The sequence below is a fragment of the Streptomyces recifensis genome, assembly GCF_002154615.1.
In the GTDB taxonomy this organism is placed as follows: domain Bacteria; phylum Actinomycetota; class Actinomycetes; order Streptomycetales; family Streptomycetaceae; genus Streptomyces; species Streptomyces griseoluteus.
The window spans coordinates 1-14,039 of record NZ_MUNH01000224.1 but is presented as its reverse complement, the minus strand read 5'-3'; the positions used below and the strand labels follow the sequence as shown (position 1 = coordinate 14,039).

Here is a 14,039-nt window from a genome sequence, read left to right as displayed (position 1 = left end):
CAGGCGGGCGCGGACGCGGTTGGAGGAGCCGGAGCGGGGCGCGGTCTGACCGGCCGCGGGGCGCACGGGGGCGGGCTTGGGGCGCGCGGTGTCGGCGGTCTTCTCCACCGGCGCCGACTGGGCGTGCTCGACCGAGCCGCGCCGGTCGTTCTTCGCGTCGGACGCGTTCGGCGCGGGCTTCACCGCGGGCGCCGAGGCGGACTCCGGCTTGGCGGCGGTCAGTGGCTGGGCCTCGTCTGGCAAGAGGACTCCTAGTGCGCGATCCGGGTCCCCCGGTCAGGCTCCGGATACCCCATGGTAGCGATCCCGCGCCCCGCCATCGCCTTCAGGCGGTGGGGAGAACGGTCCACCAGTGGAACACGTGGGACGGGTGGTGGATTCCGTGGGCCGGACTCCGCCGGCCGCGGAACGCGGAGCGGCCGCGAGCGCGGGCCGGGGAAGGCCCGGTGCGCTCGCGGCCGCTCAGGGTCCGCTCGGTCCGGTTCAGACCTGGAGCAGCGCCTCCAGAGGCGCGCCGTTCAGGGCGGACTCCAGGCGGGCGCGGCCCTGGAGGAAGCCCAGTTCCATGAGGACGGCGACGCCCGAGACGCGTGCGCCGGCGCGCTCGATCAGCTTGATCGCGGCCTCGGCGGTGCCGCCGGTGGCGAGCACGTCGTCCACGATGAACACGCGGTCGCCGTCGGACAGGTCCTCGGCGTGCACCTCGATCTCGGCGGAGCCGTACTCCAGGTCGTACGCCTGGCGCAGCGTCGCTCCGGGGAGCTTGCCGGCCTTGCGGACGGGGATGAAGCCGAGACCGGCGCGGACGGCGACCGGCGCGCCCAGGATGAAGCCCCGCGCCTCCAGGCCGACGATCTTGGTGGCACCGGTGGCCGTGGCGAGTTCGGCCAGCGTGTCGGTGAGGGCCGTGAACGCGGCGGGGTCGGCCAGGAGCGGGGTGATGTCCTTGAACATCACGCCCGGCTCCGGGTAGTCGGCCACGTCGCGGATACGGCTGAGCAGGAGCTCCTGGATGGAGGTCATCGGCGCTTTCCAGAGGGTCGGCCGCGGCCCCGGTTGCGGGTCACGGACTGGTCGCGCGGGCCCACCACAGCTGGCGCCGCGCCGTCGGACGGTTCTCCGGTGGCGGACCGGGACTCCCCCTGGGCCTCTCCGGCGGCGGCCTGGGCGCGCTTGGCCATGACCCGCTTCCTGAGGGCCTTCATCGCCGGCTCGCGCTCCTTGAGGTCGGCGACGAGCGGCGTGGCGATGAAGATCGAGGAGTACGCGCCGGCCGCGAGGCCGACGAACAGCGACAGGGAGATGTCGTTGAGGGTGCCCGCTCCGAGGAAACCGCCGCCGATGAACAGCAGGCCCGCCACCGGGAGGAGGGCGACCACCGTGGTGTTGATGGAGCGCACCAGGGTGCTGTTGATCGAGTGGTTGGCGATGTCGCTGTAGGTGAAGCGGGTCTGCTTGGTGATGCCCTTGGTCTGCTCCTTGAGGCTGTCGAAGACGACGACCGTGTCGTAGAGCGAGTAACCGAGGATGGTCAGCAGACCGATCACCGTGCCGGGCGTGACCTCGAAGCCGACGAGGGCGTAGATGCCGACGGTGATGGTGATGTCGTGGATCAGCGCGACGAGGGCCGCGATGGCCATGCGCCACTCGAAGGCGATCGCCAGGTAGATCACCACGAGCACCATGAAGATCGCCAGGCCCTGCCACGCCTTGTTGGCGATCTGCTCGCCCCAGCTCGGGCCGACCAGGTCGGCGTTGAGCCGCTCGGGGTCGAGCTTCAGGTCCTTGGCCAGGGTCTGCTTGACCTGGTCGGACTTGGCGGTGTCGAGGCCGGCGATCTGGACGCGCAGGCTGCCGTTGCCGAGCTTCTGCACGACGGCCTCGTGGCCGGAGGCGTCGTGGGCGTACTCCTCGACCTGGGCGACCGAGGCGCTCATCTTGGTCGGGGTGGTGAAGACGGCGCCGCCCTGGAAGTCGATGCCCATGTTCAGGCCGCGCACCGCCAGGCCGAGGATGGCCGTGATGGTGATCAGGATGGAGACGCCGTACCAGATCTTGCGCTTGCCGATGAAGTCGTAGCTGACTTCGCCGCGGTGCAGCCGCGCGCCGAGGTTACCGAGTTTCGACATCGCTCACGCCCCCTTGGGGTCGACGGGGCCCGTGGTGGGACCGGAGGGACGGCGGGTGCGGCGCAGCGGGGGCTTGGCGCCCAGGCTCCGCGGGTCGAGGCCGGACCACTTGTGGCCGTCGGCGAAGAACCGGCGGCGGGCCAGGAGCGTCATGAGCGGCTTGGTGAAGAAGAAGACCACCACGACGTCGAGGACGGTGGTCAGGCCGAGCGTGAACGCGAAGCCCTGGACCTTGCCGACGGTGACGATGAACAGCACGGCGGCGGCGAGGAACGACACGAAGTCGGAGACCAGGATGGTGCGCCGGGCGCGCGGCCAGGCCCGCTCCACGGCGGGGCGCAGACTGCGGCCCTCGCGGATCTCGTCCCGGATGCGTTCGAAGTACACGATGAACGAGTCCGCGGTGATACCGATGGCGACGATGGCACCGCAGACGGCGGGCAGGTTCAGCGCGAAGCCGATGGCCGGGCCGAGCAGCGACATGATCACGTAGGTGAGGATCGCGGAGACCAGCAGGGAGGCCATGGCCACCAGCGACAGGCCGCGGTAGTAGGCCACCAGGTAGATCACGACCAGCACGAGGCCGATGGCGCCCGCGAGGAGGCCCGCCTTGAGCTGCTCGCCGCCGAGGGCCGCGGTGACCGTGGTGACGGTCTCCTCCTGGAAGGACAGCGGGAGCGCGCCGTAGGACAGCATGTTGGCGAGGCTCTGGGCCTCCTCCTGCGTGAACCGGCCGGAGATCTCGGCCTGGCCGCCGGTGATGGCCTGCTGCACGTACGGGCTGGAGACCACGTCGCCGTCGAGGACGATGCCGAACTCGTTCTGCGGCTGCTGGTTCTTGGCCAGCTGGCCGGTGATGTCGGCGAACTTCTTGGCGCCGGAGGAGGTGAAGTTCATCTGCACCTGCCAGCCGGAGGCGCCCTGGGTGTCGAAGACCGCCTTGGCGTTCTTCACCTCGGTGCCGTCCACGGCGGCGGGGCCGAGCACGTACTTGTACCAGACCTTGTTGATCTCGCCGCAGGCCACGGTGGGCTCACCGGGCTTGCCGGCCTTGCCGACCTTGGCACGCTCGGCGGGCTTGGTGCAGTCCAGGGCCGCGTACTGGGCCTGGAGCTTCGCGGCCTCCGCGTTGGCGCTCGGCGTGGGCGAGGGGCTCGCCGGGGCGCCGGAGGACTTGGCGCTCGCGGAGCCGGTGGGCGACGGGGTGGCGTCGGCCTTCAGCGCGTCGCTGACTGCGCGGCCCTGCGAGGTGGCCGTGGCGTTCGGCGAGGGGGCGCCGGAGGGCGAGGTCGCCTTCTGGTCGCCGGAGGGGCTGGCGCCCGGGCTCGGGGAGCCGCTGGCGCCGGAGGAGGAGCTCGGCGACGGCTTCGGGGCCGCGCCGCCGCTGGGCTCGCTGGCCAGGACCGGGCGGAAGTACAGCTTGGCGGTGGTGCCGACCTGCTGCTGGGCCTCCTTGGAGTTGGTGCCCTTGGGGATGTTGACGATGATGTGATCGTCGCCCTGGGTCTGCACCTCGGCCTCGGAGACACCAAGGCCGTTGACACGGCGGTTCATGATGTCGACCGCGGTGTCCATGTTGGCCTTGTTGATCGCCGACCCCTGGTCGGCCTTCGCCTTGAGCGTGATGCTCGTACCGCCGGCAAGGTCGATGCCGAGACGCGGGGTGGTGTGACCGGCGAGGAACATGCCCCCGGTCATCGCCACGATGGCGATCAGGATGAGGACCAGCGAGCGCCCTGGCTTGCTCTGGGCACTCGCGCCCCGGCCCTTCTTAGGTGCTGCCACCTTCTCGTACTCCCTCTCGGGCCGCCCGGTACGCCGTGGGCGCCGGTGGCCATGACATGGTGTCGGGATTCCGTGCGGGAAACAGAGGCGTCCGGGGCGTGCCCCGCGCCCGGTGAGAGGCGCCGGGACGCCCCGGGGACGTGACTACTTCGCGTCGGTGTCGCCGTCGGTCTTCTTCGGCGCCTCGGCCGGCTCGGCCGTCTCCGCCTTGTTCACGACGGTGTCGTCCTTGACGGCGGGCTCGACGGTCTCGGCCTTGTCGGCGAGCGTCTTGTCCCCGGCCACGGCGGTCTCCTCGGCGGCGTCCTTCTTGCCGAAGTCGACGGCCTCGTGCTCGGCGTCGGCGGCGGGGAGGGCAGAGGCGTCGTCCGGGACGATCTCGGAGTCCGACTTAAGGTCGTGCTCGATGCCGTGGATGATGCGGTTGTACTCGTCGTCGGAGAGGACGGCGCCGATCGCGTTCTTGGCGAAGATCAGCTCGACGCCCGGCCCGGCGTCGAGGAGGACGGTGTCCTCCGTGACCTCCTTGACCGTCGCGTACATCCCCCCGATCGTGCGGACGCCCGAACCGGGCTGCATCTCGTTCCGCATGTTGGCGGCCTGCTGCTGCTTCTTCTTGGCCGAGCGCGTCATCAGGAACATGACCGCGATGAGCACGATGAAGGGGAGAAGGGTATAGACATTCACGGGACGGAATTTCCTTCGCGCGACCGCGCGGGGAGCGGCCTGTTGGAGGGGGCTGGTCGGCGTCGCCCGCAAGGGCGGCATCGGCGGAGTCTAAGCGAGTCCGCGCGCATGGAACAACGCTCAGCATGGCACCTGGGTTCCTCCTGGGGCCACTGCGCCGCTCTCACGCCCCGAACAAGTCCTGTTGTCCGTTTCCCGTGGCCGGCCGCTGCGGCGGGGTGAGCCCCAGGTGGGCCCAGGCGGCCGGGGTGGCCACGCGCCCGCGCGGGGTGCGGGCGAGCAGGCCCTCGCGCACCAGGAACGGTTCGGCGACCTCCTCCACCGTCTCCCGCTCCTCCCCCACCGCGACGGCCAGTGTGGAGAGGCCGACCGGGCCGCCGCCGAACAGCTTCAGCAGCGCCTCCAGCACGCCCCGGTCGAGCCGGTCGAGGCCGCGCTCGTCCACCTCGTAGACGGCGAGGGCGGCGGCCGCGATGTCCTCGGTGATCAGGCCGTCCGCCTTGACCTGGGCGTAGTCCCGCACCCGGCGGAGCAGCCGGTTGGCGATGCGGGGCGTGCCGCGCGAGCGGCCGGCGATCTCGGCGGCGCCGGACGGGTCGATCTCGACGTCCAGCAGGGCGGCAGAGCGGTGCACGACCCGCTGGAGTTCGCGCGGCTCGTAGAACTCCATGTGCGCGGTGAAGCCGAAGCGGTCGCGCAGCGGGGGCGGCAGCAGACCCGCGCGCGTGGTGGCGCCGACCAGGGTGAACGGGGGCAGCTCCAGCGGGATGGCGGTGGCGCCGGGGCCCTTGCCGACGATGACGTCGACCCGGAAGTCCTCCATCGCCATGTACAGCATCTCCTCGGCGGGCCGGGACATGCGGTGGATCTCGTCCAGGAAGAGGACCTCGCCCTCCTGGAGGGAGGAGAGGATCGCGGCGAGGTCGCCGGCGTGCTGGATGGCGGGGCCGGAGGTGATGCGGATGGGGGCGCCCATCTCGGCCGCGATGATCATCGACAGGGTGGTCTTGCCGAGGCCGGGCGCGCCGGAGAGCAGCACGTGGTCGGCGGTGGCACCGCGCGCGCGGGCGGCGCGCAGCACGAGGTCGAGCTGTTCGCGCACCTTCTCCTGGCCGATGAACTCGCCGAGGTCCTTGGGGCGCAGGGCGGCCTCGACGGCCTGGTCCTCCCGGTCGGCGGCGGTGTCCACCAGCCGTTCCGCGGCGGCGCCGTCCGTCGTGTCGTCCCAGTTCACTTCAGGTGCTCCTAGCGGGATGCGCGCGGGTCAGCGGGCGCGGTTCAGGGTCTGGAGGGCGGCCTTGAGGAGCTGGCCGACCTGAGGGGCGCCGCCCGCCGCCTCGGCCTGGGGGGTGACGGCGGTGACGGCCTCGTCGGCCTCGCGGGTGGCGTAGCCCAGGCCGATGAGGGCCGCGTGCAACTGGTCGCGCCAGCCCTGGCCGGCCGGGGCGCCGACGGCGGGGGCGCCGACGGGGGCCCCGAGGCGGTCCTTCAGCTCCAGCAGCAGTTTCTGCGCGCCCTTCTTGCCGATGCCGGGCACGGCGGTGAGGGCCTTCTCGTCGGCGGTGGCGACGGCGCGGCGCAGCGCGTCCGGGCGGTGGGTGGCGAGCATGGCCTGGGCGAGGCGGGGGCCCACGCCGCTGGCGGTCTGGAGCAGCTCGAAGACCTGGCGCTCGTCGTCGTCGGCGAAGCCGTACAGGGTGAGCGAGTCCTCCCGGACGACGAGCGAGGTGTGCAGCCGGGCGTCCTGGCCGACGCGGAGCTTCGCCAGGGTGTCGGGCGTGCACTGGACGGCCATGCCGACCCCGCCGACCTCGACGACCGCCGAGTCGGGGGCGAGGGCGGCCACGGTGCCGCTGACGAAGGCGATCATGCCGTTGGGCCTTTCGTTGCGTGGGCGGTGCGCGGTGCCGTTCTCTGGACCGTCTTCTGGGCGGTGTGCCGGTCGACCGCTTGCTGGAGCCGGTTCTGGGCGGGGGCGCGCCAGATGTGGCAGATGGCGAGCGCGAGGGCGTCGGCGGCGTCGGCGGGCTTGGGGGGCGCGCTGAGCCGGAGCAGCCGGGTGACCATGGCGCCGACCTGCGCCTTGTCGGCGCGGCCGGTGCCGGTGACGGCGGCCTTGACCTCGCTGGGGGTGTGCAGGGCGACCGGGATGCCGCGCCGGGCGGCGCACAGCATGGCGACGGCGCTGGCCTGGGCGGTGCCCATGACGGTGCTGACGTTGTGCTGGCTGAAGACCCGCTCCACGGCGACGAACTCCGGCTGGTGCTCGTCCAGCCACTGTTCGAGGCCCTGCTCGACGGCGAGCAGCCGGTGGCTCAGCTCGGCGTCGGGGGGCGTACGGACGACACCGACACCGACCATGGTGAGCGGTCGTCCCGCCACCCCGTCGACCACGCCCACCCCGCACCGCGTCAGTCCGGGGTCCACCCCGAGCACTCGCACCTGTCGCCCCCTGGGCTCGATCATTTGTTTGTGCAGGCTATCGGGTGCCACCGACAACGCCCCGCAACCCGGCCCCGGCAACGCGACGGGCCGACGGGAAAACCCGTCGGCCCATGCCCGCGGCGAAGCCCGTGGCGGTGTTACGCGTCGACCTTCTCCATGACGTCGTCGCTCACGTCGAAGTTGGCGAAGACGTTCTGGACGTCGTCGCTGTCCTCGAGGGCGTCGATCAGCTTGAAGATCTTCCGGGCGCCGTCCTCGTCCAGCTCGACCTGCATGGTCGGGACGAAGCTGGAGTCGGCGGAGTCGTAGTCGATGCCGGCCTCCTGGAGGGCGGTGCGGACCGCGACCAGGTCGGTGGCCTCGCTGAGCACCTCGAAGGACTCACCGAGGTCGTTGACCTCCTCGGCACCGGCGTCCAGGACGGCGCCGAGCACGTCGTCCTCGGTCAGCTCGCCCTTGGGGACGATGATGACGCCCTTGCGGTTGAACAGGTACGACACCGAGCCGGGGTCGGCCATGTTGCCGCCGTTGCGGGTCATGGCGACGCGGACGTCGGAGGCGGCACGGTTGCGGTTGTCGGTGAGGCACTCGATGAGCACCGCGACACCGTTGGGGCCGTAGCCCTCGTACATGATCGTCTCGTAGTCGGCGCCGCCGGCCTCGAGGCCGCCGCCGCGCTTGACAGCGGAGTCGATGTTCTTGTTGGGGACCGACTGCTTCTTGGCCTTCTGGATGGCGTCGTAGAGCGTCGGGTTGCCCTCGATGTCGACGCCGCCCATGCGGGCCGCGACCTCGATGTTCTTGATGAGCTTCGCGAAGAGCTTGCCGCGCTTGGCGTCGATCACGGCCTTCTTGTGCTTCGTCGTAGCCCATTTAGAGTGGCCGGACATCTGCCTGTCTCCTTCGCGTAACCCGATCCGATACGGACTCCCCCGGCGCTGGGAGAGCCTGAGGGGTACCGCCGCAGATCCTACAAGGACTCCGGTGTCCGGTTCGCGCGGACCATGTCGACGAAGAGCGCGTGCACACGGTGGTCGCCGGTCAGTTCCGGGTGGAACGAGGTGGCGAGCACGTTGCCCTGGCGTACGGCGACGATGTGGCCGTCGTGCTCGGCGAGCACCTCGGCGGCCGCGCCCAGGGACTCCACCCACGGGGCGCGGATGAAGACGCCCTCCACGGGAGCGCCCTCGACGCCCTTGACGTCGACCGCAGCCTCGAAGGACTCGTTCTGGCGGCCGAAGGCGTTGCGGCGGACGATCATGTCGATGCCGCCGATGGTCTCCTGGCCCGAGCGCGGGTCGAGGATCTTGTCGGCGAGCAGGATCAGCCCGGCGCAGGTGCCGTAGACGGGCAGCCCGGCGCGCACGCGGGCGCGCAGGGGTTCCATCAGGCCGAAGAGGACGGCCAGCTTGGAGATGGTGGTGGACTCACCGCCGGGCAGGACGAGGGCGTCCACCTCGGCGAGTTCCTCGGGGCGCCTGACCGGCCTGGCCACGGCGTCCGCCGCGGCCAGGGCGATGAGGTGCTCCCGTACGTCGCCCTGGAGGGCCAGGACGCCGATGACGGGGGTGTTCATGGTGTGCAGGTCCTACCAGCCGCGGTTGGCGTAACGCTCGGTCTCGGGAAGGGTGTCGCAGTTGATGCCGACCATGGCCTCGCCGAGGTTGCGGGAGGCGTCCGCGACGATCTTCGGGTCGTCGTAGAAGGTGGTGGCCTTCACGATGGCGGCGGCGCGCTTGGCCGGGTCGCCGGACTTGAAGATGCCGGAGCCGACGAAGACGCCCTCGGCGCCGAGCTGGCGCATCAGGGCGGCGTCGGCCGGGGTGGCGACGCCACCGGCGGAGAACAGGACGACGGGGAGCTTGCCCAGCTCGGCGACCTCCTTGACCAGCTCGTAGGGGGCGCGCAGCTCCTTGGCGGCGGCGAACAGCTCGTTGTGGTCGCAGCCGCGCAGCTTGGCGATCTCGCCCTTGATCTGGCGCAGGTGGCGTACGGCCTCCACGACGTTGCCGGTGCCGGCCTCGCCCTTGGAGCGGATCATGGCCGCGCCCTCGGCGATGCGGCGCAGGGCCTCGCCCAGGTTGGTGGCACCGCAGACGAAGGGGGTGGTGAACGCCCACTTGTCGGAGTGGTTGACCTCGTCGGCCGGGGTGAGCACCTCGGACTCGTCGATGTAGTCGACGCCGAGGGACTGGAGCACCTGGGCCTCGACGAAGTGGCCGATGCGGGACTTGGCCATGACCGGGATCGAGACGGCGTCGATGATGCCCTCGATCATGTCCGGGTCGGACATGCGCGCCACGCCGCCGTCCTTGCGGATGTCGGCCGGGACCCGCTCCAGGGCCATGACGGCCACGGCGCCCGCGTCCTCGGCGATCTTCGCCTGCTCGGCGTTGACCACGTCCATGATGACGCCGCCCTTGAGCTGCTCGGCCATGCCGCGCTTCACACGGGCGGTGCCGGTCTCGGGACCCTGGTTGTCGATGATGGACACGCGTGACCTCACTGGTGGGTAAGACGGTTTCTGCACCGCCGAGGAAACGCGACCGGGCCGGGCCACATCAAGGGCCAATGGAAAGCCGGTGGATCGTTTTGTCCCGGCGTGCCCCTGGGGGATCCCGCTCAGGCGACCCGTTCGACCAGCGCGGCTGGCGGTTCGTCGTCCATCTCGAAGGCCAGCGGGAACGGCGCGTGCCCGGCGAGCCGGAACCAGCGGACCTTGCGGTGCTCGCGCAGCCGGCGGGCGGCGCCCACGGCGTCGTTGTGGAAGCGGCGGGCCATCGGCACCCGGCGCACCGCCTCGGCCAGCTCGTGCGCCGCGTCCTCGCCACCGGGGGCGGCCCGTACGCCCTCCACCTGGCGGGCGTCCTCGAACACGGCCCGCAGGGCCTGGCTCAGCTCGCTCTCCGCGACCTCCCGCTGCTCCTCCTCGGCCTGCCGGGCGGCGTGCGCGGCCTCGTAGAGCACTATGGAGGCGGCGGGGTCCAGGACGCCGGAGGTGGCGAGTTCCTGCGCCACGGACGCCCGGCGCAGCAACTGCGCGTCCAGGGCGGCGCGGGCGGCGTCCATGCGGACGTGCAGCCGGTCCAGCCGTCCGGCGGTCCAGCTCAGGTAGACGCCGATCGCCAGCAGCGCGACGAGAATCCAGATGAGGGTGGGGATCACGCGCGAAGGTTATCGGTGGAGGACGGGGTGCCGGTCTCCGCGTCCCGCTCGCGGGCCAGGCCGAACCGCGACCACAGGCCGGGCCGCTCGTCGGTGGCGACCGCGGCGGTGCCGGTGGTGACCGTCTCGTAGACCGAGAGGATGTCGGCGCCGACCGTGGACCAGTCGAAGCGGCGCACATGGGCGCTGCCCCGCTCCCGCAGCTCCGCCCGTCGCTCCGGGTCGGCGAGCAGGGCGACGGCCTTCCCGGCGAGCGCGTCGGCGTCCTCGTTGGCGAAGACCTCGCCGGCCTTGCCCTGGTCGAGGACCTGGACGAAGGCGTCCAGGTCGGAGGCGAGCACGGGGGCCCCCGCCGACATGGCCTCGACCAGGATGATGCCGAAGCTCTCGCCGCCGGTGTTGGGCGCGACGTACAGGTCGACGCTGCGCAGGAAGCGGGCCTTGTCCTCGTCACTGACCATGCCGAGGAACTCCACGCGCGAGCGCAGCTCCTCGGGCAGTTCCTCGACGGCCGCCTCCTCGTCCCCCCGGCCCGCTACCAGCAGCCGGGCCTCCGGGTGCGCGGCGACGATCTTGGGCAGGGCCCGCATCAGCACCGGCAGGCCCTTGCGGGGCTCGTCGATGCGCCCTATGAAGCCGATGGTGCCGCCCTGCCACTCCGCCTTGGGCTCGGCGTCGGCGAAGAAGTCCACGTCGACCCCGTTGGGGATCACCACCGCGTCCCCGCCCAGGTGCTCGACCAGGGTGCGCCTGGCGTACTCGCTGACCGCGATCCGGGCGCTGATCTTCTCCAGCGCGGCCTGGAGGATCGCGTAGGCCGCGATCATGGCGCGGGAGCGCGGGTTGGAGGTGTGGAAGGTCGCCACGATGGGTCCCTGCGCCGCCCAGCAGGTGAGCAGGCCGAGCGAGGGCGAGGTCGGCTCGTGGATGTGCACCACGTCGAACGCGCCGTCGTGCAGCCACCGCCGCACCCGGGCCGCCGACAGGAACCCGAAGTTCAGCCGGGCCACCGACCCGTTGTACGGCACCGGCACCGCGCGGCCCGCCGAGACCACGTAGGGCGGCAGGGGGGTGTCGTCGTCGGCCGGGGCGAGCACCGAGACCTCGTGGCCGAGGCGGATGAAGTACTCGGCGAGGTCACGGATGTGGAACTGGACGCCACCGGGCACGTCCCAGGAGTACGGGCAGACGATCCCGATTCTCACGCGGGTCCCTTCGCCGGGTCGAGGTCGGCGAGCCACAGCCGCTGGAGCATGTGCCAGTCCTCCGGGTGCTCGGCGATCCCGGAGGCGAAGGCGTCGGCCAGCGCCTGGGTCATCGCGGCCGTCTTCTCGATCCGCGTACCCGTTCCGGGCACCTCGACCGGCGGGTGCACCCGGCCCTGCATCACCGGCGAGTCGTCGTACCAGAGGGTGACCGGGAGCAGTTGGGCGCCGGTCTGCTGGGCGAGCAGGGCGGGCCCGGCGGGCATCCGGGCGCGCTCGCCGAAGAAGTCGACCTCGACGCCGGCGGCGGACAGGTCCCGGTCCGCGACCAGGCAGACCAGGCCGCCGTCGCGCAGCCGCCGGGCCAGGGTGCCGAACGCGGAGGCCCCGCTGTGCGCCAGCACCTCCATGCCCAGGCCCTCGCGATAGGCGACGAACCGGTCGTACAGCGTCTCCGGCTTCAGGCGCTCGGCGACGGTGGTGAAGGGGATGCCGAGGGTGGTGGTGACCCAGGCGCCGGCCAGGTCCCAGTTGGCCAGGTGCGGCAGCGCCAGTATCACGCCCTTGCCCGCGGCCAGGCCGTCCGTCAGGTAGTGCGCGCCCTTGGGGTCGAAGCCGGTGCGCACCCGCTCCGCGCTCCAGGCGGGCAGCCGGAAGGACTCCATCCAGTACCGCAGATAGGAGCGCATGCCCGCGCGGGACAGCTCCGCGAGCCGCTCCGGGGAGGCGCCGGGCACCACGCGCGCGTAGTTGGCCTCCAGCCGCTGGACACCCTTGCCGCGCCGCTTCCAGGCGGCGTCCGCTACGGTACGGCCCAGCCGGGCGGCGACCGGTTCGGGGAGCTTCTTGACGGTGCTCCAGCCGACCCCGTACAGCCCGTCGGTCAGGCGTTCGGCGGCGGTCACTCGGTCGCCTCGCTCCCGGTGCCGAGCCGGGCCGCCTCTTCCGCCTCGGCGGACTCCCGGCGCACCGTGACGACCCGCTGGACCAGGGTGACGAGGCTGCCCACCGCGACGATCCACAGGGCGACCGGCAGCAGGTACTGGATGCCTGGCACCCCGAACTTGTGCAGGCCCGCGAAACCGGCCGCGACCAGCGAGATCACCAGCCGCTCGGCCCGCTCCACCAGACCGTTCACCGCCACCGGCAGCCCGATCGCCTCGCCGCGCGCCTTGGTGTACGACACCACCTGGCCGCTGGCCAGGCAGAAGATGGAGACCGCGCACAGCACGTTGTCCTGGCCGTTGCCCGCGTACCAGAGGGCGAAGCCGCCGAAGATCGCGCCGTCGGCGACTCGGTCCAGGGTGGAGTCCAGGAAGGCGCCCCAGCGGCTGGAGCGGCCGAGCTGGCGGGCCATGTTCCCGTCGACCAGGTCGGAGAAGACGAAGAGCGTGATCACGATGGTTCCCCAGAAGAACTCTCCCCGGGGGTAGAAGACCAGCGCACCCGCGACCACACCGGCGGTGCCGATGAGCGTCACCGTGTCGGGGCTCACCCCCCGCCGGATGAGAAACGCGGCGAACGGCGTGAGGACACGCGTGAAGAATGCACGCGCGTACTTGTTCAGCATGGCCTTCCCGACGGTCGGTGTCGCCGTGGCCCGTGGTGGCCGCCGGCTGGCCCATCGTAGCCACGCGCGCCCGCGCACGGGGGCCCGCCTCCTCCGCCACGGCACGATCCGTGACCATCCACACGGTGCCGCGGGGCCTTCGAGGTCCGTCGTATGGACGTGGCATGACGGGAGTGGAAAGCTCGAAGGACCGCGGGCGCCGCCGGAGCCGCCGCACCCACGCGGGACCCCGCCGCGTTCGCGTCCCCGATGACCTCACCGTGCACGGGAGGCAGAACCATGGGCGACAAGACGCACACACACCCCGGAGCCGCCGGCAGAGCAGTGACGGCCGACCACCCCGCGTCCGTACGGAACGTGGTGCTGGTCGGCCCCTCCGGATCGGGCAAGACCACCCTGGTGGAGGCCCTCGCACTCACCGCGGGGGCGGTGAACCGGGCGGGCCGCGTCGAGGACGGCGGCACCGTCTCCGACCACGACGACATCGAGCACCGCCAGCACCGCTCCGTACAGCTCTCGCTGGTGCCCGTCGAATGGGACGGCATCAAGATCAACCTCCTCGACACCCCCGGATACGCCGACTTCGTCGGGGAGCTGAGGGCCGGTCTGCGCGCGGCGGACGCGGCCCTCTTCGTCGTCTCCGCCGCCGACGGCGTGGACGGCGCGACCCGGATGGTGTGGGAGGAGTGCCAGGCCGTCGGCATGCCCCGCGCCATCGTCGTCACGCACCTGGAGTCCGCCCGCGCCGACTTCGAGGAGATGACCCGGGTGTGCGCCGAGGCGTTCGGCGCCGACGACCCCGACGCCGTCCTCCCCCTCTACCTCCCGCTGCGCGGCGCCGCCGGTCCCGACGGCCACGCCCCGGTGACCGGCCTGGTCGGCCTGCTCTCGCGGAAGCTCTTCGACTACTCCCCCGGCGAACGCAAGGAGTCCGAACCCGGCGGGGACCAGCTGCCCGCCCTGGAGGGGGCGCGCGACCGGCTCATCGAGGGGATCATCGCCGAGAGCGAGGACGAGACCCTCATGGACCGCTACCTGGGCGGCGAGCAGGTC

The 14,039-nt window shown here is 71.8% G+C and carries 16 protein-coding genes; 1 reads left to right on the top strand and 15 read right to left on the bottom strand.

Translation table 11 applies throughout. The annotated features are described in order from the left end of the window. The 15 genes from CCN33_RS32010 to pgsA form a co-directional block, all read right to left on the bottom strand. Positions 1–243 (bottom strand): hypothetical protein (locus CCN33_RS32010; protein WP_167387848.1); only part of this gene is annotated, 243 nt, incomplete at its 3' end. A 240-nt stretch (positions 244–483) separates the two neighbouring features. Next, positions 484–1,023 (bottom strand): adenine phosphoribosyltransferase, encoded by a 540-nt coding sequence (locus tag CCN33_RS13545; protein WP_086693881.1) that lies wholly within the window; start codon positions 1,021–1,023, stop codon positions 484–486. Further along, entirely contained in the window at positions 1,020–2,129 is a 1,110-nt protein-coding gene (gene secF / locus CCN33_RS13540; protein WP_086693880.1) for a protein translocase subunit SecF, read from the bottom strand. Before secF ends, CCN33_RS13545 begins: the two co-directional genes overlap by 4 nt. Before the next feature lie 3 nt (positions 2,130–2,132). After that, the gene (gene secD, locus CCN33_RS13535; RefSeq protein WP_208621747.1) at positions 2,133–3,914 is read right to left on the bottom strand and encodes a protein translocase subunit SecD; all 1,782 of its coding nucleotides are present in this window, start codon (positions 3,912–3,914) and stop codon (positions 2,133–2,135) included. 144 nt (positions 3,915–4,058) lie between these two features. Then, the gene (yajC, locus tag CCN33_RS13530; protein ID WP_086693878.1) at positions 4,059–4,601 is read right to left on the bottom strand and encodes a preprotein translocase subunit YajC; all 543 of its coding nucleotides are present in this window, start codon (positions 4,599–4,601) and stop codon (positions 4,059–4,061) included. Positions 4,602–4,764: 163 nt separating this feature from the next. Continuing rightward, on the bottom strand, positions 4,765–5,835 hold the full coding sequence (ruvB, locus tag CCN33_RS13525) for a Holliday junction branch migration DNA helicase RuvB (protein ID WP_086693877.1): 1,071 nt from the start codon (positions 5,833–5,835) through the stop codon (positions 4,765–4,767). 30 nt (positions 5,836–5,865) lie between these two features. After that, positions 5,866–6,471: a Holliday junction branch migration protein RuvA gene (ruvA, locus tag CCN33_RS13520; protein WP_086693876.1), complete on the bottom strand. Its 606-nt coding sequence runs from the start codon at positions 6,469–6,471 to the stop codon at positions 5,866–5,868. Beyond that, positions 6,468–7,043, bottom strand: a complete 576-nt coding sequence (gene ruvC, locus CCN33_RS13515) for a crossover junction endodeoxyribonuclease RuvC (RefSeq protein ID WP_086693875.1) — start codon at positions 7,041–7,043, stop codon at positions 6,468–6,470. Before ruvC ends, ruvA begins: the two co-directional genes overlap by 4 nt. Positions 7,044–7,183: 140 nt before the next feature. Then, entirely contained in the window at positions 7,184–7,936 is a 753-nt protein-coding gene (locus CCN33_RS13510) for a YebC/PmpR family DNA-binding transcriptional regulator (protein WP_086693874.1), read from the bottom strand. 80 nt (positions 7,937–8,016) lie between these two features. Then, positions 8,017–8,622 (bottom strand): pyridoxal 5'-phosphate synthase glutaminase subunit PdxT, encoded by a 606-nt coding sequence (gene pdxT / locus CCN33_RS13505; protein WP_086693873.1) that lies wholly within the window; start codon positions 8,620–8,622, stop codon positions 8,017–8,019. A gap of 12 nt (positions 8,623–8,634) precedes the next feature. After that, positions 8,635–9,540 (bottom strand): pyridoxal 5'-phosphate synthase lyase subunit PdxS, encoded by a 906-nt coding sequence (pdxS, locus tag CCN33_RS13500; protein WP_030810697.1) that lies wholly within the window; start codon positions 9,538–9,540, stop codon positions 8,635–8,637. A 128-nt stretch (positions 9,541–9,668) separates the two neighbouring features. Next, positions 9,669–10,211, bottom strand: coding sequence for a LemA family protein (locus CCN33_RS13495; RefSeq protein WP_030810699.1), 543 nt, complete (start codon positions 10,209–10,211; stop codon positions 9,669–9,671). Beyond that, a complete protein-coding gene (locus CCN33_RS13490) occupies positions 10,208–11,416 on the bottom strand; it encodes a glycosyltransferase family 4 protein (RefSeq protein ID WP_086693872.1) in 1,209 nt (402 codons plus the stop codon). The genes CCN33_RS13495 and CCN33_RS13490 overlap by 4 nt, the downstream gene beginning before the upstream one ends. Next, positions 11,413–12,321: a phosphatidylinositol mannoside acyltransferase gene (locus CCN33_RS13485; protein WP_086693871.1), complete on the bottom strand. Its 909-nt coding sequence runs from the start codon at positions 12,319–12,321 to the stop codon at positions 11,413–11,415. The genes CCN33_RS13490 and CCN33_RS13485 overlap by 4 nt, the downstream gene beginning before the upstream one ends. Further along, complete coding sequence (pgsA, locus tag CCN33_RS13480; protein WP_086693870.1) at positions 12,318–12,986, bottom strand: phosphatidylinositol phosphate synthase; 669 nt, start codon at positions 12,984–12,986, stop codon at positions 12,318–12,320. The genes CCN33_RS13485 and pgsA overlap by 4 nt, the downstream gene beginning before the upstream one ends. A 279-nt stretch (positions 12,987–13,265) precedes the next feature. On the opposite strand from pgsA, the gene CCN33_RS13475 reads away from it, so the two are divergent. Then, a partial coding sequence (locus CCN33_RS13475; protein WP_140394538.1) for a GTP-binding protein occupies positions 13,266–14,039 on the top strand: 774 nt, incomplete at its 3' end.

What these genes read in the sequence shown, in the direction of transcription:
- pdxT (WP_086693873.1), bottom strand. Translation starts at nt 8,622, where the DNA reads ATGAACACCCCCGTCATCGGCGTCCTGGCCCTCCAGGGCGACGTACGG.
- CCN33_RS13510 (WP_086693874.1), bottom strand. Translation starts at nt 7,936, where the DNA reads ATGTCCGGCCACTCTAAATGGGCTACGACGAAGCACAAGAAGGCCGTG.
- ruvA (WP_086693876.1), bottom strand. Translation starts at nt 6,471, where the DNA reads ATGATCGCCTTCGTCAGCGGCACCGTGGCCGCCCTCGCCCCCGACTCG.
- pgsA (WP_086693870.1), bottom strand. Translation starts at nt 12,986, where the DNA reads ATGCTGAACAAGTACGCGCGTGCATTCTTCACGCGTGTCCTCACGCCG.
- CCN33_RS13545 (WP_086693881.1), bottom strand. Translation starts at nt 1,023, where the DNA reads ATGACCTCCATCCAGGAGCTCCTGCTCAGCCGTATCCGCGACGTGGCC.
- secF (WP_086693880.1), bottom strand. Translation starts at nt 2,129, where the DNA reads ATGTCGAAACTCGGTAACCTCGGCGCGCGGCTGCACCGCGGCGAAGTC.